Origin of the sequence: Pseudovibrio sp. M1P-2-3 (assembly GCF_031501865.1) — a bacterium.
Classification (GTDB): Bacteria; Pseudomonadota; Alphaproteobacteria; order Rhizobiales; family Stappiaceae; genus Pseudovibrio; species Pseudovibrio corallicola.
Genome location: NZ_JARRCW010000001.1, coordinates 1156915 through 1180888, shown reverse-complemented (window position 1 = coordinate 1180888; position 23974 = coordinate 1156915). Strand labels below are relative to the sequence as shown.

General features: G+C 52.5%; 7 protein-coding genes and 3 pseudogenes. 6 read left to right on the top strand and 4 right to left on the bottom strand.

From position 1 onward, the window contains the following. Window positions 1–292: 292 nt before the first annotated feature. The 3 genes from P6574_RS05250 (at window position 293) to P6574_RS05240 (ending at window position 2354) form a co-directional block, all read left to right on the top strand. Window positions 293–1183, top strand: coding sequence for an EamA family transporter (locus P6574_RS05250; RefSeq protein WP_310619333.1), 891 nt, complete (start codon window positions 293–295; stop codon window positions 1181–1183). A gap of 11 nt (window positions 1184–1194) precedes the next feature. Continuing rightward, window positions 1195–1836 carry an NAD(P)-dependent oxidoreductase gene (locus P6574_RS05245; RefSeq protein WP_310619332.1) on the top strand — a complete coding sequence of 214 codons (642 nt, stop codon included), beginning with the start codon at window positions 1195–1197 and terminating at the stop codon, window positions 1834–1836. 353 nt (window positions 1837–2189) lie between these two features. Further along, window positions 2190–2354: a hypothetical protein gene (locus tag P6574_RS05240; RefSeq protein WP_310619331.1), complete on the top strand. Its 165-nt coding sequence runs from the start codon at window positions 2190–2192 to the stop codon at window positions 2352–2354. A gap of 736 nt (window positions 2355–3090) precedes the next feature. Here the strand turns inward: P6574_RS05240 and P6574_RS05235 are convergent. The 4 genes and pseudogenes from P6574_RS05235 to P6574_RS05220 form a co-directional block, all read right to left on the bottom strand. Next, window positions 3091–3309 carry a hypothetical protein gene (locus tag P6574_RS05235; protein ID WP_310619330.1) on the bottom strand — a complete coding sequence of 73 codons (219 nt, stop codon included), beginning with the start codon at window positions 3307–3309 and terminating at the stop codon, window positions 3091–3093. Between the two features lie 335 nt (window positions 3310–3644). Then, window positions 3645–3839: pseudogene (locus P6574_RS05230) on the bottom strand (hypothetical protein); the annotation flags it as partial. A gap of 13 nt (window positions 3840–3852) precedes the next feature. Beyond that, window positions 3853–4916, bottom strand: a protein-coding gene (locus tag P6574_RS05225) for an IS630 family transposase (protein WP_310619329.1) whose coding sequence is annotated in 2 segments (ribosomal slippage) — window positions 3853–4433 and window positions 4433–4916 — 1065 coding nt in all. Because the reading frame shifts where the segments join, the coding sequence is not laid out codon by codon here. Window positions 4917–4987: 71 nt separating this feature from the next. Beyond that, window positions 4988–5713 (bottom strand): annotated as a pseudogene (locus tag P6574_RS05220) (IS5 family transposase); the annotation flags it as partial. Between the two features lie 60 nt (window positions 5714–5773). Here P6574_RS05220 and P6574_RS05215 point away from each other — a divergent pair. From P6574_RS05215 to P6574_RS05205, 3 genes and pseudogenes are all read left to right on the top strand, one after another. Next, a protein-coding gene (locus tag P6574_RS05215; protein WP_310619328.1) for an IS3 family transposase occupies window positions 5774–6900 on the top strand; the annotation gives its coding sequence in 2 pieces (ribosomal slippage) (window positions 5774–6038 and window positions 6038–6900; 1128 coding nt in all). Between the two features lie 33 nt (window positions 6901–6933). After that, a pseudogene (locus P6574_RS05210) lies at window positions 6934–7068 on the top strand (IS5/IS1182 family transposase); the annotation flags it as partial. A 553-nt stretch (window positions 7069–7621) separates the two neighbouring features. Continuing rightward, complete coding sequence (locus tag P6574_RS05205; RefSeq protein WP_310619327.1) at window positions 7622–23749, top strand: tandem-95 repeat protein; 16128 nt, start codon at window positions 7622–7624, stop codon at window positions 23747–23749. Window positions 23750–23974: the final 225 nt, after the last annotated feature.

The following is a 23974-nucleotide window of genomic DNA, read 5'->3' as shown; positions in this document are numbered from 1 at the left end:
GATATAGGAAGTCCATTCTCGCATTTATTGGATTGCTGGCGCCCGTATATTTTATTCCGCCACTCTTGGCCAACTTCTTCCCCAAGAGTCCTTTTCTGGTCGTCGTCATCGCCTTGGCGATCATTGTTCCACTCATGGAATTTGCAATTATGCCTCTGCTGTCCCGAGTTTTTCGCAGGCCCTTGCTGAGGCGTTTTTCCGGTTGGCGGTAACCAAACCAGAACACTAACAACGAACCCATGCACAAATTAACCTTACTATATTTTAACAAGAAGAAAAGTTGAGAGGCGCTATGAAACGCCAGTTAGATATAATTGTTACAGCCCTTGCCCCTCTCATATGGGGCAGTACTTATTACGTCACAAGTGAGTATCTGCCTGCTGGTTACCCGATTACCATGGCTGCCTTGCGTGCGTTGCCCGCCGGGCTACTATTACTCGTTTTAGCTCGTCAACTCCCAAGCGGAGTTTGGTGGGGCCGCATCTTCGTCCTTGGTGCACTGAATTTTACATTATTCTGGACATTGCTTTTTGTGGCAGCTTATCGCCTTCCCGGTGGAATTGCGGCAACTGTAGGTGCCGTTCAACCGCTCATAGTCGTCTTCCTCGCCTCAATTGCTCTCAGAACCCCAATCAAGGCAACAGCAGTTATCGCGGCAATAACGGGGGTTATTGGTGTTGGTTTACTGGTACTTGGCGGCAGCGTTTCTCTTGATCCAATTGGATTAGCAGCAGGACTTGCCGGAGCTATTTCAATGGCAGGGGGAACTGTGCTTACTCGGAAGTGGCAACCGCCGGTTCCTCTACTCACCTTTACAGCGTGGCAATTGACTGCCGGTGGCCTCCTACTCGTACCCATTGCTCTTCTTCTTGAACCTTCTTTGCCTTCTCTAAGTTCCCAAAACATCGCAGGGATCGCATTTCTCAGTATTATTGGCGCTTCCCTTACCTACATTTTATGGTTCAGGGGCATTGCACGCCTCGAACCGGGAGCTGTATCTGCCCTCGGTTTCCTGAGCCCCCTGTCGGCAGTCCTGATCGGCTGGGTGATGCTAGAGCAAGCTCTAACCACCTGGCAGATTATAGGGGCTGGAACCGTCCTTGCTGCAGTATTGCTCGGGCAGTTCTCCGGTCACTTCCGCCCCATAATTTCCAACATACACACTCCCCACACCTCTAACTAAAGGAAACCTTCATGAAAATTATTGTACTTGGAGCAACCGGCAGTGTCGGTTCACGTGTTATCACCGAAGCCATCGAACGAGGCCATGAAGTCACAGCTGTGGTCAGGGACGAAGCCAGTCTATCAAAGTTGCAGGCGACCGTTAAAAGGGTCATCGTTGCCATCAATGATCCAGCAGCTGTAGCTAAGGCCATGTCTGGTCACGATTTGGCCATTAGCTCCCTTCGCACACCAAGTGGTCGTGAGGGTGAGCTGGTCGCTCTCACGCAGACAGTTCTTGATGCATCAGCGCAAGCAGGTCTTCGCGTGATCATCGTCGGGGGAGCAGCACGGCTTCGTATATCTGAAGACAGCCCTCATACAGTTCTGTCACAACCAGACTTTTTGCCCGAGAATGTTGTTCCAACAGCAAGAGCCTCTTTCGCGCAATTTGAAATTTGCGCTGCACACGAAAAAGCCAACTGGACCTATGCAAGCCCTTCAGCTTTATTGCAACCGGGAACGCGCCTAGGAGAGTTTAGAATTGGCACGGACACTCTTTTGGTCAATGAGTCTGGAAACTCAGAAATATCAATGGAAGACTTTGCAGTCGCATTGGTAGACGAAGCTCAGAAGGCACAGTTCAAGCGCTCGGCATTTACTGTCGGTTACTAGAGACTTCTTGAGTTGCTCCACACAAGTGTCGGAGAATTACACTTCGACACTTATACAAGGGCATTCATTTTATCAAAGAGCTTTTAATAGGGTTGAAAGGCACAAAGACACCTCCCGCGGCTTTAATTGTTGAACTTCATGCAGCTCGGCTCAACACCATCCGGCCGCAGGCCGAGTACGGACCGTTGCCCCTCCACCAATTAATAGAGATTCTAAGAGGACTTCGCCGATGAAAGGTAAACTCATACTCCATATATCCTGTTAAACATGCTAGCGGCATTGGTTCGGCTATCATGTTCTGGATGTCGAATTTTGATCCGATCTGAATTGGTACATTCTTTGCCATATTCACAATGCCATTTTTCTTAATAATAGATGGTACTCTTAGCCTTTCCCGTACTTCGGATAACCTGCCCATCATCCAGCAGATCAGCTTCGCGGATGTTGTGTTTGTTGTATACCAACTCTATGCGCACAACAGTCCCAACACCACTTCTGAATATGTGCTCTCGGCCTAGCTGTGTTCGGCATGCTGACCATGCAATAGTACATTCGCATCTTCTCAAACTACGGCCGCAAGAAAAGCGCTGCCATTATCAAAGGTAAGAGATTACCGGAGCTCCCGCTGCAGCGTTTGGGCAAAACCGAGATAAGCTTTGTAACTTTTATTGGCGAGAAAACTCGGCTCATGTTCTTCCGTGCCAATTGGTGCCCCTTCTGCATGAACCATGCTCAAAGGGCTGAAGGCGAAGGTTGGTCAACTGGCAAAATATGGGGTGAAGAAGGCCGTTGGTATGACTTCCCCTTCAGTTTATCAGGCTTCCAGCTCGATAGAAGTAGAGTAAAGCTATGGGGAAGGCCCAACAAGGAGAGGCTAACAGGGAAAAGTCGAAAAATGTACCCTAATTTATTGATAATTCAGGAAAGGCAAAATGATATTAAGGAAATTTGGTGCGGACGGAGGGGCCCAATCTAAATACTTAATTTTCATTCATATAATATTTTTTATATTAAATTCAAAGAGTTAGTACTTACACTTTTAATTGAGCAGGAGTGAAACCGTAATTCCTTACCCCAATTTGTTCCCTACTTTGTACCCTATTTAATTTCAGCCGGCTTACCAATAAAGCTGATCATATAGGCCGTAGAGCGAATTAGAGTAAAAAGCGTAAATGCAAATGAACGCGATGCTCTCTAAATACACGCTGGGTTTCGGTCCTGTTTACATACCTCGAAACCATAACCGAACAGCAGCTATGTGTAAGAAGCCCAAGTAACTACAAGCTGTTTTGGCATTACGGGTGGCAACCCTTGTGGCTGTTTTCCGCTCTTATCGGCACCGTGCACCTGAAAAATGCTTTTGGCCAGATCATTACGATGCAAAGCTCTCTCATGGACGCCTCCAGTATAAGTGGTCATGACACCATTCTGGCGCATGATGCCGGTAAAGGGGGTATCCAATCCATCGCTCACTGTCCACCTGAGTCCTCGCACAAATTGCCGAGCACAAGATCACTCGGCTCAATAAGCTGTTACCCTAGAACTATACTCCACGAAGCGGAGTATAGTAGGATCAGTTTCAATAGAAATGTCAGGTGTAGCACACGCTCACCATGCAGCTCTGAGCCAGTAGAGCCTATTCGTGGGATAGGCTTCTGGGCACCTCTGAAAATCAGTCTTTCTTGAATTTTTGCAAGACTAAAGAGTGCCCGGCCTTTTCCAAGGGCAGGCCATTCGCGTTGAGCTTCCCGTTTCGGGGGGGGGCGGGATGTTTCTTCAGGGAACAGGCAGCTATTGCTGCCGTGGTCCTACGATGTAGCGCGAGAATAGGCAGTATTTTGCTCAAGCTGTACCAGACGTCGCATGTTATAGCTCAGGTTTTTCAGTCCAATATGGGCTTTGGCCCTGATCAAGCCGATGGATCGAACCAGTGTCCCGCCCATGTCATTGCTTTGAGCGCCAAAGACATGCTCAACACGAACTCTGACCGATGAGCGGGTTTTATACCAACGGCACTTATAATTGACCTGTATGCGCCCAATTTCGTCTACCGATTGATGTGATTGTGTGGGGTTGTTGAATAAGCTTATTCCAAGCGGAACAGGCGGCATCGACAATTTCCTGGTAGTCTTGAAAGGTTCGGTTAGAGAGCCAGTTTTGCCGTAAGTACTGCCAAACATTTTCAACCGGGTTGAGCTCCGGGGAACGGAGTGGGAGCAGCAAGATGGTTATATTATCAGGCAACTTCAGTTTTGCCGTTGTATGCCAACCCGCTTGATCCATCAGGACCACTGCGTGCGCCCCTTTGGCGACGGTTCGGCTGATTTCTTTAAGGTGAAGCTGCATGGAATTGGTATTGGCTTTGGGCAAAACAAGTGCTGCCCCTTTGCCGTGGGCGGGGCAGATGGCCCCGAATACATAAGTTGATTGATAGCGCCCGTCGCTGGGAGCCCGTGGTCTCGTTCCTTTTTTTGCCCACCTTCTGGTGAGCCCGTTTTTTTGACCAATGCGGGCTTCGTCCTGCCACCAGATTTCCATGGATGTTTGTGAGGGCAAGCGCGCTTTTATTTCTTTAAGCCGGGCATGGAAGTTTTTTTATATGTCTCCATAACTTGCTCGTCCTGTGCCGGGTGCTGTGGCCGAACGCTGACCCGAGAAAATCCCAGAACTCTGAGGAGGCTTGAAATAGCCCTTTCGCTATAGCTGACCCCAAACTTCTGCTCGATCACACCTTGCAGATCCCGCCGACGCCAGCGAATTACGCCGTGTTGTTGTAAATCAGGCCCAGCCTCAACCAGATCTGCAAATTCAGCCATTTGCTCTTTATTTAACCACCGGACACGGCCCGGGCTCTTACGATTGTACAGGCCGTGCGGCCCTTCTGCGTTAAACCGATGCACCCAGTCTCGCAGTGTTTGGCGGTCCATGCCGCCCATGCGTGCCGCCTCCAAGCGCGACAACCCATCATAAACAGCAGCAAGAGCAAGAAGGCGGCGGCTCTGCCTGACATCCTTACTTTGACAAGCAAGAGTTCGTAACGAAGAAGCATCATAGTCTCGGCGCAATGGGATCGCTGACATTGGGAATCTCCTTTCCCAATGTTGAATCACAATTCAAGTGATTTGGGAATCCTCATCCCGAGTCAAAAACAGGTGCCGTTGGTATTATTGCCCTGCTGCTGCCTTTTGTTCAGCGGCTTGTTGCGCTTGCCTTTGCGGTGTATCTGGCTTTTCAAGCCTTTGTCTGCCAGCTTTTGCTCAACCTCAGCTGAGCGGTAGGCGCTGTCAGCCCACACTTGCGAAGAGGTATTATTCTCATCCAGAAGCGCGTCCAGAGTTTGGCTATCATGCAGCGCTGCATCGCTTACCTCGTACCGACCCACCAACTTATGCCGACGATCAATGTTTATGTGGTTCTTGTAGCCAAAATGGTTTTGGCCTCGCTTTTTCGTCCAGCGGGCATCCGTATCTTTTTGGCGAAGCTTAGAGGTTTTGTCGGCCCAGTCCTTGGGAGTTTCTCCAGACTTGATCGTTGCGTTTTCCTCCCGCAGGTTGCGCTGCTTTGGGACTGGAACGATTGAAGCATCAATAATCTGGCCGCCCATGGCCAGATACCCTTGCCCTTTCAAGTAGCTGTCAAAATCATCGAACAACGCCTTGATGGCACCCGCCTGAGCCAGCTGCTCCCGGTACATCCAAATGGTTTTGGCGTCGGGAACACGATCCTCTAGTCCCAACCCTAAAAAGCGGATGAATGACAAGCGATCACGCAGCTGATATTCAGCCTGATCATCTGACAGGTTATACAGGGCACACAAGATGATCGCCTTGAACATTAAGACCGCATCCCAGGGTTTACGCCCCGCTTTGGACTTGCGACCTGAGCCTCCCCCAAAGAAGTGGTCCACGTTTATGATTAGGAAAACGGAGGACTCGATATGGGAATCAAGAGACCCAAACCAGAAGAGATTGTCGTTAAACTGCGGCAAGTTGAAGTCCTGACGGGGCAAGGAATGGCGCGCATGGATGCGATCCGCCAGATCGGCGTTACCGAGCAAACCTATTACCGTTGGAAGAAGAAGTATGGCGGAATGGGTACGGAGCAACTCAAGGAACTGAAGCGGCTGCAGAAAGAAAATGAACGTTTACGCCGTGCGGTCTCTGATCTGACATTGGACAAGCTGATCCTTACGGAGGCTGCAAAGGGAAACTTCTGAGCCCTGCTCGTCGCAGAGTCTGCATTAACCATATACGCAGTCAGGTGAAGGTTTCCGAGCGGCGTGTTTGTCGCGTTCTTGGCCAGCATCGCTCCACACAGCGTCGCGTCCCCAAAGGGCGAGCGGATGAAGATCAGCTGGTTGCAGATATGATTGAGCTGGCACGCCAATATGGCCGTTACGGTTACCGTCGCATTGCCGCTTTGCTCCGAGAGGCTGGATGGCAAGTGAACGATAAACGTGTTGAACGTCTGTGGCGACGAAAGGGGCTGAAAGTTCCCATGAAGCAACCAAAAAAGGGGCGGCTCTGGCTCAATGATGGGTCTTGCATACGTCTCCGGCCACAGTATCGCAATCACGTGTGGTCCTATGACTTTGTCCATCATCGCACTGATGATGGCAGGGCATTCAGAACGTTGAATATTCTGGATGAGTATACGCGTGAATGCCTTGCTATTCGGGTGAAGCGAAAGCTGAATGCGAGCGAAGTCATCAATGCGCTGACGGACCTGTTTATCCTGCGCGGGCCACCTGCCTATATTCGTTCAGATAACGGCCCGGAGTTCGTGGCGGAGGCGGTTCAAAAGTGGATCAAATCCGTCGGAGCCCAAACAGCCTACATTGAGCCAGGATCGCCTTGGGAAAACGGATATTGCGAAAGTTTCAATGGGCGAATGCGTGATGAATTATTGAATGGAGAAATCTTCTACTCGCTACATGAAGCTCAAATAATCATAGAACGCTGGAGGAAACACTACAATACCAAACGACCGCATAGTGCTCTGGGCTACCGCCCTCCAGTTCCGGAAGTCATTATTCCGATAGACCAAAGGCCAACCATGCACTAACTTTCAAAGCGGACCACTCAAACGGGGCTGCTCACCTTTGCATGGTTAGGCATAAACCGCAGGTTATCAAAGGACATTGAACGATATGCCAGAACCACGGAATATCTAATGAGCGTTGCCATGATCAAACTGATGGTCCGAAGAATTGCTCGATATTGCAATTCTTGAACAGACTCTTAGGAAAAAGTGGTTCAAACTGCTCCTGCTACTTCAACAGTTTGTTATTGACTGTGATTTCCAATTATCGAGCTTTTTAACTAAAATAAAAGATAATATAACACTTTTTCACAGGATGTGAGAATATATCCCATCAAATCAAAAAGTAAATTTGCAACAGAACAAATAAAGCACAGAACAATACCCACGATGGATAGTGTAGCAACAAATATAATATGGAAACCTATAGAGCACACAGATCCATATGGTCATACTTGTCTACACACTGAATATCTTACCTACAACAAACACGCTCGAGAGAGCGTATGTGCATTAAATACATCATTTTTACATCATATCCTTCTGTCTAATACTTGTTTTATACATTTTGTAAGCTACAGACATCCACAGGGCAGGTTCCTGCAAACCATGTCCTCTCCAAACACTCATACTGCCACCTCAAAACACAAACAGGCGGCTACGACTTCGGGCAACTTCGAACTTTCACACTCCCCCCAGAGACGGTGTGTACTAACAATCACTCAACGTGAAGAGCCTGAGATCCATGACGACACAAAAGAACACTACTGGTAAAAAAGTAATCATCGGTAGTAAAAATGATGGTCAAATTATTTCCGGCATCGATAGTCATATCGTCAGATCCTATGAAGGCAATGACGAGATCACAACCCGTCAGGGTGAGGATGAGATTTCCGCAGGAAGCGACGACGACACGGTACATTCTGGATCCGGCAACGACATCATCCGTGCGGGATCCGGAAATGATATCGTACATGCAGGATCCGGTGATGATCACATTAAATTGGGCTCCGGAAGTAACAAGGTCAGAGCAGGCATAGGTGATGACATTGTCCATGCCGGAAAAGGCGATGATACTATTTTTGCGGGTCAAGGGGACGATATCATCCATGCGGGGCCCGGAAATGACACCATCAGGGCAGGTTCAGGAAACGACCAGATTTTCGCAGGTGAGGGGAATGATAGTGTTCAAGCAGGATCCGGTGATGATCTCATTAAATTAGGCTCTGGAAGTGATAGGGTCAGCGCAGGCATAGGTGATGACACTGTCCATGCCGGAAAAGGCGATGATACTATATTTGCTGGTCGAGGAGACGATATCATCCATGCGGGGCCCGGAAATGACACCGTCAGGGCAGGTTCAGGAAACGACCAGATTTTTGCAGGTGAGGGGAATGATAGTGTTCAAGCAGGATCCGGTGATGATCTCATTAAATCGGGCTCCGGAAGTGATAGGGTCAGCGCAGGCTTAGGTGATGACATTGTCCATGCCGGAAAAGGCGATGATACTATATTTGCTGGTCGAGGAGACGATCGCGTCAACGCTGGCAGTGGTAACGACACGGTGTATTTAAGGAAAGGCAACGATACACTCAAACATATAGAGATAAGTAACCCAGATCACACAAACATCTATCACGGCGGTTCTGGTCAAGACACCCTTATCTTAAAAATGCAGCTTGCCACCTATACGTCCGCCCTATTTCAGGCTGAACTTACCGCTTTCGAAAAACAAATCACTGAAACCGGATCGGCAACGGGAACCTTTACAAGCCTCAACGTCAACTTCAGCTCGTTTGAGAGTTTCGACATTCGCCTTGAAGGAGCACAGCTCCCTCCCATCGCACAGGATATTTCCCTCAAAGACACAGCAGAGGACACCTCCCGCGAAATCACTGCAACCGAACTTCTTAGTGGCGCCAGTGACAGGGACAGCCCGGCCCTCACTATCACCGAGCTGACCATTCAATCTGGCGGAGGGCACCTTACCCAGATCTCACAGGTCCTATGGATTTATACTCCTGATGCCAATGACAATAGTGAGGTGGTCTTTGCCTACACTGTCTCCGACGATCAGCACACTGCCACAGCCACGGCCACCATGGGCATCGATCCGGTGAACGATGCTCCCACTGCTGCTGATGGCGCAGCCGCCACAAATGAGGACAGTGCCCGCATGGGAACCCTGCCCGCAGCAACGGATGTGGACGGAGATACTCCCGTCTATAGTGCGGGCACCACCACGCCTGCCAACGGCACGGTCACCATCAACCTCGATGGCAGCTACACCTATACGCCAAACGCCAATTTCAACGGCACGGACACCTTCTCCTACGTGGTCGCCGACGGCAATGGCGGGTCAAACGAATACGACTTCATTGTTACCATCGATCCGGTGAACGATGCTCCCACTGCTGCTGATGGCGCAGCCTCTACAAATGAGGACAGTGCCCGCATGGGGACCCTGCCCGCAGCAACGGATGTGGACGGTGATACTTCCGTCTATAGTGCGGGCACCACCACGCCCGCCAACGGCACGGTCACCATCAACCTCGATGGCAGCTACACCTATACGCCAAACGCCAATTTCAACGGCACGGACACCTTCTCCTACGTGGTCGCCGACGGCAATGGCGGATCAAACGAATACGACTTCATTGTTACCATCGATCCGGTGAACGATGCTCCCACTGCAGCTGAAGGCGCAGCCTCTACAAATGAGGACAGTGCCCGCATGGGAACCCTGCCCGCAGCAACGGATGTGGACGGTGATACTCCCGTCTATAGTGCGGGCACCACCACGCCTGCCAACGGCACGGTCACCATCAACCTCGATGGCAGCTACACCTATACGCCAAACGCCAATTTCAACGGCACGGACACCTTCTCCTACGTGGTCGCCGACGGCAATGGCGGGTCAAACGAATACGACTTCATTGTTACCATCGATCCGGTGAACGATGCTCCCACTGCAGCTGAAGGCGCAGCCTCTACAAATGAGGACAGTGCCCGCATGGGAACCCTGCCCGCAGCAACGGATGTGGACGGTGATACTCCCGTCTATAGTGCGGGCACCACCACGCCTGCCAACGGCACGGTCACCATCAACCTCGATGGCAGCTACACCTATACGCCAAACGCCAATTTCAACGGCACGGACACCTTCTCCTACGTGGTCGCCGACGGCAATGGCGGGTCAAACGAATACGACTTCATTGTTACCATCGATCCGGTGAACGATGCTCCCACTGCTGCTGATGGCGCAGCCGCCACAAATGAGGACAGTGCCCGCATGGGAACCCTGCCCGCAGCAACGGATGTGGACGGTGATACTTCCGTCTATAGTGCGGGCACCACCACGCCTGCCAACGGCACGGTCACCATCAACTCCGATGGCAGCTACACCTATACGCCAAACGCCAATTTCAACGGCACGGACACCTTCTCCTACGTGGTCGCCGACGGCAATGGCGGGTCAAACGAATACGACTTCATTGTTACCATCGATCCGGTGAACGATGCTCCCACTGCAGCTGAAGGCGCAGCCGCCACAAATGAGGACAGTGCCCGCATGGGAACCCTGCCCGCAGCAACGGATGTGGACGGTGATACTTCCGTCTATAGTGCGGGCACCACCACGCCCGCCAACGGCACGGTCACCATCAACCTCGATGGCAGCTACACCTATACGCCAAACGCCAATTTCAACGGTACGGACACCTTCTCCTACGTGGTCGCCGACGGCAATGGCGGTTCAAACGAATATGACTTCATTGTTACCATCGATCCGGTGAACGATGCTCCCACTGCTGTTGATGGCGCAGCCGCCACAAATGAGGACAGTGCCCGCATGGGAACCCTGCCCGCAGCAACGGATGTGGACGGTGATACTTCCGTCTATAGTGCGGGCACCACCACGCCCGCCAACGGCACGGTCACCATCAACCTCGATGGCAGCTACACCTATACGCCAAACGCCAATTTCAACGGCACGGACACCTTCTCCTACGTGGTCGCCGACGGCAATGGCGGGTCAAACGAATACGACTTCATTGTTACCATCGATCCGGTGAACGATGCTCCCACTGCTGCTGATGGCGCAGCCGCCACAAATGAGGACAGTGCCCGCATGGGAACCCTGCCCGCAGCAACGGATGTGGACGGTGATACTTCCGTCTATAGTGCGGGCACCACCACGCCCGCCAACGGCACGGTCACCATCAACCTCGATGGCAGCTACACCTATACGCCAAACGCCAATTTCAACGGCACGGACACCTTCTCCTACGTGGTCGCCGACGGCAATGGCGGTTCAAACGAATATGACTTCATTGTTACCATCGATCCGGTGAACGATGCTCCCACTGCTGCTGATGGCGCAGCCTCTACAAATGAGGACAGTGCCCGCATGGGAACCCTGCCCGCAGCAACGGATGTGGACGGTGATACTTCCGTCTATAGTGCGGGCACCACCACGCCCGCCAACGGCACGGTCACCATCAACCTCGATGGCAGCTACACCTATACGCCAAACGCCAATTTCAACGGTACGGACACCTTCTCCTACGTGGTCGCCGACGGCAATGGCGGTTCAAACGAATATGACTTCATTGTTACCATCGATCCGGTGAACGATGCTCCCACTGCTGTTGATGGCGCAGCCGCCACAAATGAGGACAGTGCCCGCATGGGAACCCTGCCCGCAGCAACGGATGTGGACGGTGATACTTCCGTCTATAGTGCAGGCACCACCACGCCTGCCAACGGCACGGTCACCATCAACCTCGATGGCAGCTACACCTATACGCCAAACGCCAATTTCAACGGCACGGACACCTTCTCCTACGTGGTCGCCGACGGCGATGGCGGATCAAACGAATACGACTTCATTGTTACCATCGATCCGGTGAACGATGCTCCCACTGCTGCTGATGGCGCAGCCTCTACAAATGAGGACAGTGCCCGCATGGGAACCCTGCCCGCAGCAACGGATGTGGACGGTGATACTCCCGTCTATAGTGCGGGCACCACCACGCCCGCCAACGGCACGGTCACCATCAACCTCGATGGCAGCTACACCTATACGCCAAACGCCAATTTCAACGGCACGGATACCTTCTCCTACGTGGTCGCCGACGGCGATGGCGGTTCAAACGAATATGACTTCATTGTTACCATCGATCCGGTGAACGATGCTCCCACTGCTGTTGATGGCGCAGCCGCCACAAATGAGGACAGTGCCCGCATGGGGACCTTGCCCGCAGCAACGGATGTGGACGGTGATACTTCCGTCTATAGTGCGGGCACCACCACGCCCGCCAACGGCACGGTCACCATCAACCTCGATGGCAGCTACACCTATACGCCAAACGCCAATTTCAACGGCACGGACACCTTCTCCTACGTGGTCGCCGACGGCAATGGCGGGTCAAACGAATATGACTTCATTGTTACCATCGATCCGGTGAACGATGCTCCCACTGCTGCTGATGGCGCAGCCGCCACAAATGAGGACAGTGCCCGCATGGGAACCCTGCCCGCAGCAACGGATGTGGACGGTGATACTCCCGTCTATAGTGCGGGCACCACCACGCCTGCCAACGGCACGGTCACCATCAACTCCGATGGCAGCTACACCTATACGCCAAACGCCAATTTCAACGGCACGGACACCTTCTCCTACGTGGTCGCCGACGGCAATGGCGGGTCAAACGAATATGACTTCATTGTTACCATCGAACCGGTGAACGATGCCCCCATTGCAGCTGAAGGCGCAGCCGCCACAAATGAGGACAGTGCCCGCATGGGGACCCTGCCCGCAGCAACGGATGTGGACGGTGATACTCCCGTCTATAGTGCGGGCACCACCACGCCTGCCAACGGCACGGTCACCATCAACTCCGATGGCAGCTACACCTATACGCCAAACGCCAATTTCAACGGCACGGACACCTTCTCCTACGTGGTCGCCGACGGCAATGGCGGGTCAAACGAATACGACTTCATTGTTACCATCGATCCGGTGAACGATGCTCCCACTGCTGCTGATGGCGCAGCCGCCACAAATGAGGACAGTGCCCGCATGGGAACCCTGCCCGCAGCAACGGATGTGGACGGTGATACTTCCGTCTATAGTGCAGGCACCACCACGCCCGCCAACGGCACGGTCACCATCAACCTCGATGGCAGCTACACCTATACGCCAAACGCCAATTTCAACGGCACGGACACCTTCTCCTACGTGGTCGCCGACGGCAATGGCGGGTCAAACGAATACGACTTCATTGTTACCATCGATCCGGTGAACGATGCTCCCACTGCTGCTGATGGCGCAGCCTCTACAAATGAGGACAGTGCCCGCATGGGAACCCTGCCCGCAGCAACGGATGTGGACGGTGATACTCCCGTCTATAGTGCGGGCACCACCACGCCCGCCAACGGCACGGTCACCATCAACCTCGATGGCAGCTACACCTATACGCCAAACGCCAATTTCAACGGCACGGATACCTTCTCCTACGTGGTCGCCGACGGCAATGGCGGTTCAAACGAATATGACTTCATTGTTACCATCGATCCGGTGAACGATGCTCCCACTGCTGTTGATGGCGCAGCCGCCACAAATGAGGACAGTGCCCGCATGGGAACCCTGCCCGCAGCAACGGATGTGGACGGTGATACTCCCGTCTATAGTGCAGGCACCACCACGCCCGCCAACGGCACGGTCACCATCAACCTCGATGGCAGCTACACCTATACGCCAAACGCCAATTTCAACGGCACGGACACCTTCTCCTACGTGGTCGCCGACGGCAATGGCGGATCAAACGAATATGACTTCATTGTTACTATCGAACCGGTGAACGATGCTCCCACTGCAGCTGAAGGCACAGCCTCTACAAATGAGGACAGTGCCCGCATGGGAACCCTGCCCGCAGCAACGGATGTGGACGGTGATACTCCAATCTATAGTGCGGGCACCACCACGCCCGCCAACGGCACGGTCACCATCAACCTCGATGGCAGCTACACCTATACGCCAAACGCCAATTTCAACGGCACGGATACCTTCTCCTACGTGGTCGCCGACGGCAATGGCGGTTCAAACGAATATGACTTCATTGTTACCATCGATCCGGTGAACGATGCTCCCACTGCAGCTGAAGGCACAGCCTCTACAAATGAGGACAGTGCCCGCATGGGAACCCTGCCCGCAGCAACGGATGTGGACGGTGATACTCCAATCTATAGTGCAGGCACCACCACGCCTGCCAACGGCACGGTCACCATCAACCTCGATGGCAGCTACACCTATACGCCAAACGCCAATTTCAACGGCACGGACACCTTCTCCTACGTGGTCGCCGACGGCAATGGCGGATCAAACGAATATGACTTCATTGTTACCATCGATCCGGTGAACGATGCTCCCACTGCTGCTGATGGCGCAGCCTCTACAAATGAGGACAGTGCCCGCATGGGAACCCTGCCCGCAGCAACGGATGTGGACGGTGATACTCCCGTCTATAGTGCAGGCACCACCACGCCTGCCAACGGCACGGTCACCATCAACCTCGATGGCAGCTACACCTATACGCCAAACGCCAATTTCAACGGCACGGACACCTTCTCCTACGTGGTCGCCGACGGCAATGGCGGATCAAACGAATATGACTTCATTGTTACTATCGAACCGGTGAACGATGCTCCCACTGCAGCTGAAGGCACAGCCTCTACAAATGAGGACAGTGCCCGCATGGGAACCCTGCCCGCAGCAACGGATGTGGACGGTGATACTCCCGTCTATAGTGCAGGCACCACCACGCCTGCCAACGGCACGGTCACCATCAACCTCGATGGCAGCTACACCTATACGCCAAACGCCAATTTCAACGGCACGGACACCTTCTCCTACGTGGTCGCCGACGGCAATGGCGGGTCAAACGAATACGACTTCATTGTTACCATCGATCCGGTGAACGATGCTCCAGTCGCACGACCTGTAACAGCTGATGTGTTTGAAGACAGTCAGAGCATCACTGTGGCTGCTGATTACACTGACCCCGAAGGCCTGGGCACCCATACCTTTGAAGTTGACACGACCAGCACTCAAGGCACAGCGTCCAACATTGGTGATGGTACCTTGGGCTTCTTCAACTATGATCCCAATGGTGCTTTCGATTATCTTGCTGCGGGTGAAACGGCGACGGACACGTTCTCCTATACTGTTCAAGACCAGTTTGGCGAAATGGATACGGCAACGGTGACGGTCACCATTACCGGTCAAAATGATGCACCGGTAGCACTGGCTGTGAATGGAGCCATGGGTGAGAACGAGCCCGGCATCACACTTACGGCAAACTTTTCTGATGCAGATGTTTCCGACACCCATACGTTCTCACTCAGCACGATCAACACCCAAGGGACAGTCACCAACAATGGCGACGGCACCTTCACCTATGACCCTGCAGGCGTAACCGCATATCTGATTCCCGGCGCAACCATGATAGACCAATTCACCTACACGGTGAACGACGGCAATGGCGGCACGTCGAGCGAGGTTGTATCCATCACCATCACCGGCCAGAACGAAGACCCTGTGGCCAATGGCGTTGCAGCGAGGGTCAGCGAGGATGGACCGGGCGTTACGGTTACTGCGGATTTCACAGATACCGATACCTCTGACACCCATACCTTCTCGGTCGATACAACCGGTACGCTTGGAACTGTCATCAACAATGGTGACGGCACCTTTCGTTATGATCCCAACGATGCGTTCCAGAGCATGCGTCCGGGCCAAATCATCACTGATACATTCAGCTACACGGTGAATGACGGAAATGGCGGAAGCAGTACCGAAACGGTGACCATCACCATCGACGGGCAGAACGATGCGCCCTCCGCTGCGGATGGTTCAGCAACCACCGATGAAGATACCCCTTTCTCCGGTACCCTGCCAACCGCATCAGACGTTGAAGGCGACACTCCAACCTACGGGGCGGGCACCACAGAGGCAGCCAACGGCAATGTGACGATCAATAGTGATGGAACCTACACCTACACCCCCGATGCGGACTTTAACGGCACGGACACCTTCTCCTATGTCGTCTCTGATGGGATCAGTGGTCAGAATGAATACGACTTCACCATTACCGTGGATCCGGTCAACGATGCGCCTGTGGCACAAGATGACAGCTTCACACTATCAGAAGATGGTACTTATAATTATGGGGTCCTGCGCAATGACAGCGACATTGACAGCAATTTCCGGATTCAAAGTGTCTCCAATCCGTCATTCGGTAGCACCTTTATCAGTGGGCAGTCCATCAACTATTTCCCGCAGCGGGACTTTAATGGCACTGATTCCTACACCTATACAATCGTTGACAGTGAAGGCCTCACCGATACGGCAACGGTGAGGATCACAGTGACCCCGGTTAATGATGCCCCGGAGATTGGAAATGAACGGCTCACCATTGCCGAGGACACGTTTGTCACATCAAATGCAATGGCGTATGATTATGACAGTCCCACCTCAGACCTGTCTTACTCAATTACCAGAGATCCCACGAACGGAGACGTATCCCTCAACGCCAATACGGGAGACTACACCTACACCCCCACCGCCAACTTCAACGGTAATGACAGTTTCAACATCCGTGTGTCAGATGGCGACAAAGCCAGCACGGCAACCATTACTGTTAGAGTGAATGCGGTGAACGATGCCCCCACTGCTGCGGATGGTGCGGGCACCACCGATGAAGATACCGCCCTTTCGGGCACCTTGCCAACCGCCACAGATGTGGATGGGGATACCCCAGTCTATGGGGCGGGCACCACAGACGCAGCCAACGGCACCGTGGTGATCAATAGTGATGGAACCTATACCTACACGCCTGACGCTGACTTTAATGGCAGTGATGCCTTCTCCTACACCGTATCCGACGGCAATGGCGGGGTGAATGAATACACGTTTACCGTCACCGTCGATCCGGTCAACGATGCGCCCGAATTTGAGACGATTGCACCGCAAGAACTCACCGAGAACAACACCTCCATGACCTTGAGCGGGGCGGTGCAGGTGAATGACCCGGATCTGGGCAATACGCTGTCCTTAAGTGTTGTGGGCGGTAACGTCTATAACAATGGGACGCTTCAGAACTCACCCTTCCTTATTGCTGAACTAAGCAATATGCTGAGTATTGCCTCCTCAGCCACCGTGACCGGTAGTGGTCCAGCCACCTTTAACTGGACCTTTAACGGCGATACCTCCTATTTTGACTATCTGGCAGAAGGAGACATCTTCCGTATTGAGTTCAACTTGGAAGTCTCTGATGGCACTGCGCCACCCGCCTTGCAGCCGCTGGTTATTGAAGTGCTTGGCACCAATGATGCCCCCATCATCTTCTCTCCGATTGGCAACCAATCGTTTGAAGAGGACACGGCGGTCGCCTTCAATATTGGAAGTTTTGCGTTTGCCGATGCTGAATCCGGCGGCCCAATTCTGGGTATACTGGATCTGGAGGCAACATTAGCCGGAGGAGATCCACTGCCGCAATGGTTGGAGCTTAATTCCGAGACAGGATACTTTTCCGGCACACCACCACAAGACTTTAATGGCGACCTTGTGATAGAGGTGCGGGCAACGGATGCAGAAGGAGCAACCTCGCCAGCCCAAACCTTTACCCTCAGCATTACCCCCGTCAACGACGCCCCCACCGCTGCGAACGGTGCGGATACCACCGATGAAGACACCCGCCTCTCCGGCACCCTGCCAACCGCCACAGATGTGGATGGCGATACCCCGATCTATGGGGCCGGCACCACGGAAGCAGCCAACGGCACCGTGGTGATTAATAGTGATGGAACCTACACCTACACGCCTGACGCTGACTTTAATGGCAGTGATGACTTCTCCTACATCGTCTCTGACGGAAACGGCGGCGAAAATGAGTACACCTTCACCGTTACTGTCGATCCCGTAAACGATGCGTCCACCGCCGCCGACGGTTCAGCAACCACCGATGAAGACACCCCCCTCTCCGGTACTCTGCCAACCGCATCAGACGTTGAAGGCGACACTCCAACCTACGGGGCGGGCACCACAGAGGCAGCCAACGGCAATGTGACGATCAATAGTGATGGAACCTACACCTACACCCCCGATGCGGACTTTAACGGCACGGACACCTTCTCCTATGTCGTCTCTGATGGGATCAGTGGTCAGAATGAATACGACTTCACCATTACCGTGGATCCGGTCAACGATGCGCCTGTGGCACAAGATGACAGCTTCACAGTACGAGAAGATGGTGCTTATAATTATGGGGTCCTGCGCAATGACAGCGACATTGACAGCAATTTCCGGATTCAAAGTGTCTCCAATCCGTCATTCGGTAGCACCTTTATCAGTGGGCAGTCCATCAACTATTTCCCGCAGCGGGACTTTAATGGCACTGATTCCTACACCTATACAATCGTTGACAGTGAAGGCCTCACCGATACGGCAACGGTGAGGATCACAGTGACCCCGGTTAATGATGCCCCGGAGATTGGAAATGAACGGCTCACCATTGCCGAGGACACGTTTGTCACATCAAATGCAATGGCGTATGATTATGACAGTCCCACCTCAGACCTGTCTTACTCAATTACCAGAGATCCCACAAACGGAGACGTATCCCTCAACGCCAATACGGGAGACTACACCTACACCCCAACCGCTAACTTCAACGGTAATGACAGTTTCAACATCCGTGTGTCAGATGGCGACAAAGCCAGCACGGCAACCATTACTGTTAGAGTGAATGCGGTGAACGATGCGCCCACCGCTGCGGATGGTGCGGGCTCCACCAATGAAGATACCGCCCTTTCGGGCACCTTGCCAACCGCCACAGATGTGGATGGGGATACCCCAGTCTATGGGGCGGGCACCACAGACGCAGCCAACGGCACCGTGGTGATTAATGATGACGGTACCTATACCTACACCCCGGATCCTGACTTTAATGGCACTGACACCTTCTCCTACACCGTGTCCGACGGCAAAGGCGGCAACAATGAGTACACCTTCACCGTCACTGTCGATCCGGTTGTCGATGCCCCCACCGCCGCAGACGGCGCAGCCACAACCGATGAGGATACCCCACTTTCCGGTGCCTTACCAACAGCCATAGACACGGATGGCAACGGCGTAAGCTACAGCGCCGGGAGTACTGGGCCCTTTAGCGGATCTGTCATCATAAACTCCGATGGCAGCTACTCCTACACTCCGGACATAGACTTTAACGGCATCGACATTTTCTCCTACATCGTCTCTGGCCCAGATGGCGGGCAGAACGAGTACACTTTCACTGTCACCGTCGATCCGGTTGTCGATGCCCCCACCGCCGCAGACGGCGCAGCCACAACCGATGAGGATACACCACTTTCCGGTGCCTTACCAACAGCCATAGACACAGATGGCAACGGCGTGAGCTACAGCGCCGGAAGCACCGCGCCCTCCAGCGGATCAGTCATCATCAACTCCGATGGTACCTACTCCTACACCCCGGACGTAGACTTCAACGGCACTGACAGCTTCTCCTACATCGTCTCTGGTCCGGATGGCGGCGAGAATGAGTACACCTTCACGGTGAACGTGAGCGCGATTAATGATGATCCATTCTTTGTCGCTGTGGATAGTGGTGAGGTCACCGAAACAGATGCTCCACTGTCGGTATCCGGGAACATCCTTGTGCGTGACGTTGATCAGGGCGATCTTGTAGCGGTCTCTGCAGTTAGTGTTAGTGTTGCAGGAACGGGAGCTACGAAGGCACCAAGCGACTCGGACCTTCTGTCAATGGTAGACCTATCGCTGCGCCTTGCCGTTTCGGACGGCATTAATAATGTCTCCATCCCTTGGGAGTTTGCAACCGGATTGGAAACCTTCGACTCTCTCGCCGTTGGTGAGAGACTTGAGATCACGTATTCGCTCGCAGTGACGGATCAGACGGGTATAATCACAGACACAGCCCCCTTAACGGTCGTCATCACGGGCACCAATGACGCCCCCACCGCTGCGGATGGTTCAGCAACAACCGATGAAGACACCCCCCTCTCCGGCACCCTGCCAACCGTCGCGGATGTGGACGGCGATACCCCGATCTACAGCGCCGGCACCACAGAAGCTGCCAACGGCACCGTGGTGATCAATAGCGATGGAACCTATACCTATACCCCTCTGGACGATTTTAAGGGAACGGATGGTTTCAGCTTTATCGTTTCAGATGGCAACGGCGGTGAGAATGAGTACACAATCACCGTTAATGTGACAGAAAACCAAGCAAAAACTGCGGCTCTTACTGAAATTCTAGAGGATTCCGCGTCTGCTGGCGGTGCGATGAACGAGAATGGCGTGGCCGTTACTGAGGAGCAACTCTCTGAATTCTTAGATCGTGTCTTGCAGGGCAGCGACACCGCGTCCTCCCCCATGGAAGCGCGCTATCAAGCGGCCATTCAACAGGAAACCGGTTTTTCCAACCTGCCGACAACAGCGCAAGTGCAGACAATTATTGATACTGAAAACGCTGATTTAAGCCAGCTGTTTTTGGGACAAGATACATTCAACGAAGCCTACGTAGTGGACTGGGATGTGAGCGGCGTGAACAATATGTACCGGATGTTCTTTGCTGCGGAGCAGTTCAATCAGGATATTGGCAACTGGGATACAAGCTCCCTCACCAATATGGAGCAAACCTTCTTCTTCACCTTTGAGTTTAATCAGGACATCAGCAACTGGGACACAAGCGGAGTGACCAGCATGCGGCAAACGTTCTTCCGCGCTGAGAGCTTTAACCAAGACATCGGCAACTGGGATGTTAGCGCTGTCCAGAACATGCAGCAGCTGTTCTATTTGGCGAAGGCTTTCAATCAGGACATTGGAGAATGGGATACCGGGTCCGTTCAAGACATGAGAGGAGTATTCCAAGAGGCATTCAGCTTTAATCAAGATATCGGTGAGTGGGACACCAGTGCCGCCACAAACATGCGAGCCATGTTTTCTCTAGCAACCAGCTTTAATCAAGATATTGGAGACTGGGACACTGGTAGTGTTGAGGAAATGACCTACATGTTCTTCCAAGCAGGATCATTTGATCAATATATAGGTGATTGGGATACCAGCTCAGTCACAAACATGAGCAGCATGTTTAGCGCAGCGACCAGCTTTAACCAGAATGTTGGCGCTTGGGATACTAGCCAAGTGACGAAAATGGAATTCATGTTCAAAGGCGCTTCCAGTTTTGATCAAGACCTTGGCGACTGGGATATTTCCGCGCTGACCCATGCCAGAAGTATGCTCGACAACACTGCCATGAGCATTGCAAATTTTGACAGTCTTCTGGCGGGATGGTCCCAAGATAGTTCTGGTACAAGCGGCGATGGTATCGACGATATTCCCCTTAATGTGACATTGGGTGCCGCAAGGCTCATCTATAGCGACACATCCGCTTATAATTTGCTGACTGAAAATTATGGATGGACCATTGTCGGAGCGATTTCAAAAGCTGAGGCTGATGCGGTCCTTACTGAAGTTCTGGAGGATTCAGCCTCTAATGGAGGCGCGAACAACGCAAATCGCGTTGCAGTAACAGATGATCAACTAGACTTATTTGCGCAACGGGTTCTCAAAGGTGATGAACGTGAAAGTTCCCCAATGGAATCCCGGTATCAAACGGCGATTCAACAGGAAACAGGCTTCTCAAATCTTCCGACTGTCTCGGAAGTTCAGGCCATTATCGATGCACAGAACACTGACCTGAGCGAACTGTTTGCTGATCAAACCGATTTTAACGCCAGCTATATACAGGAGTGGGATACGCAGGGCGTCATGAACATGAGTGGCATGTTCAGCGGTGCGCGCAGCTTCAACCTTAACATTGACAGCTGGGATACCAGCGATGTCACCAATATGAGCCATATGTTCTATAACGCTGATAGTTATAACGGAAATCATATCCTTTGGAACACCAGCAGTGTTGCAGACTTGAGCTACATGTTTTACGGTGCAAGTGCCTTTGACCGCGACCTAGGAGACTGGGATATCTCGGCTTTGATGAATGCGGAAGGCATGCTCAACTATTCGGGTCTGTCGACACAGAACTTCGACAATTTACTGGCGGGTTGGTCCAAGGATTCTTCCGGAGCGGATGCCGATGGCATTGATGATATTCCGCTCAACATCACGCTTGGCGCCGCCGGATTGATTTACTCTAATGTGGATGCCTACAACACCTTGGTCAACGATTACGGCTGGACAATTGTGGGCGCGGCAACCGCTGCTGAACGAGACGCAATCTACAGCGAGATCCTTGAGGATTCCGCCTCTCTTGACGGGGCGAACAATGCCAATGGTGTTGCGGTGACCGATGATCAACTGGCTGTTGTTGCACAAAGGGTCCTACAAGGGTCCAATACGGCAGCCTCCCCTATGGAAGCGCGCTATCAGGCCGCCATAGGGGCAGAAACAAAGTTTTCCAACCTGCCAACACAAGCCGAGGTGCAGGCCATCATAGACGCTGAAAACTCAGATTTGAGCCGCCTGTTCTATGCTGATGATACCTTCAACGAAGATTATGTGGTGAACTGGGACATGAGCGGCGTCATTAACATGGAAAGCATGTTCTATGTAGCCGAGCAGTTCAATCAGGATATTGGCAATTGGGACACCGGTAACGTCACCAATATGTATCGTATGTTCTATATTGCAGAGAACTTCAATCAAGACATTGGTGGCTGGGATACCAGCAGTGTGGAGGACATGACCCAGATGTTCTTCCTTGCAACTGACTTTAATCAGGATATCGGAAACTGGGATACCAGCAAGGTAACCAGCATGAAACAGATGTTCTGGGAAGTCTATGACTTCAATCAGGATGTTGGTGGATGGGATACCGGCAATGTCACCGATATGTATGGGCTGTTTGGCGAGGTCAATAAATTCAATCAGGACATTGGAGACTGGAACACGAGCCAAGTTAAAGACATGGGCAGTATGTTCCGCCTTGGTACCGATTTTGATCAAGATATCGGTGATTGGGACACTGGCAATGTTGAGAGCATGGATGACATGTTCTTCCAAGCAGGATCATTTGATCAAGATATCGGCGATTGGAATACCAGCTCAGTAACGAACATGCGCGGCATGTTTAGCGAAGCGGCCAGCTTTAACCACGGTGTTGGGGATTGGGATACCAGTCAGGTGACGAACATGGAACTCATGTTCGATGACGCTTCCAGTTTTGATCAAGACATTGGCGACTGGGATATTTCCTCGCTCACCCATGCCAGAAACATGCTTGACAATACAGCCATGAGCACCGCGAACTTCGACAGTCTGCTGGCCGGATGGTCCACACTGGATGTGGCCGCGGGCGAAACCGCGATCCAGTCCAACGTGATTTTAGGCGCTCAAGGCCTCACCTACACTGACACCCAGTCCTATGATATTCTGACCCAGACCTATGGCTGGAGCATTGTTGGCGCAACTCTGGACATGACTAGCAGGTTGGTCAGGTCCGCACCGGAGCCATTGGTGCGCTCCGTTGAGGCTCCAGTCGCCGTTGACGATCAGGCCACAACCACATCAGGACAACCAGTCGATATCAACGTTCTGGACAATGACTACAGCCTGACCTCAAGTGAACTGTTTATCTTCGATTTCTCGAAGACTGAAAACGGAACCGTGAGCTATGATGCGTCAAATCCCGAGTTTTTGACGTTCACCCCCAATGAGGAGTTCATTGGCACTGAAGAGTTCTCTTATACCATCGAAGATGAGGAAGGAGATCAATCCTCAGCAACCGTGAGGGTCGAAGTCACAGACATTATCTAAGCGCCCCCCTCTCCTAGCGGGACTAAGCACTTAAAGCGGTGCGTGTTTTTATAGAAACACGCACCGCTTTAACTCATTGTCTACGCGTTTCCTAATCTAGAAAACCAGTATCCTCTTTTCGAAGATACGTTTGTCCTATGCTTTCTCAGTGCCTTCTGCAAATAGAGACCATTGCCCGCCTTATTGGGTCGGGTGGGACGTTGCGTCGATAGTTCCATGGTGGAA

Bases quoted from the DNA above. Each gene is read 5' to 3' on its own strand.
- P6574_RS05245 (WP_310619332.1), top strand. From the start codon at position 1,195: ATGAAAATTATTGTACTTGGAGCAACCGGCAGTGTCGGTTCACGTGTT.
- P6574_RS05205 (WP_310619327.1), top strand. From the start codon at position 7,622: ATGACGACACAAAAGAACACTACTGGTAAAAAAGTAATCATCGGTAGT.
- P6574_RS05250 (WP_310619333.1), top strand. From the start codon at position 293: ATGAAACGCCAGTTAGATATAATTGTTACAGCCCTTGCCCCTCTCATA.
- P6574_RS05240 (WP_310619331.1), top strand. From the start codon at position 2,190: ATGCCATTTTTCTTAATAATAGATGGTACTCTTAGCCTTTCCCGTACT.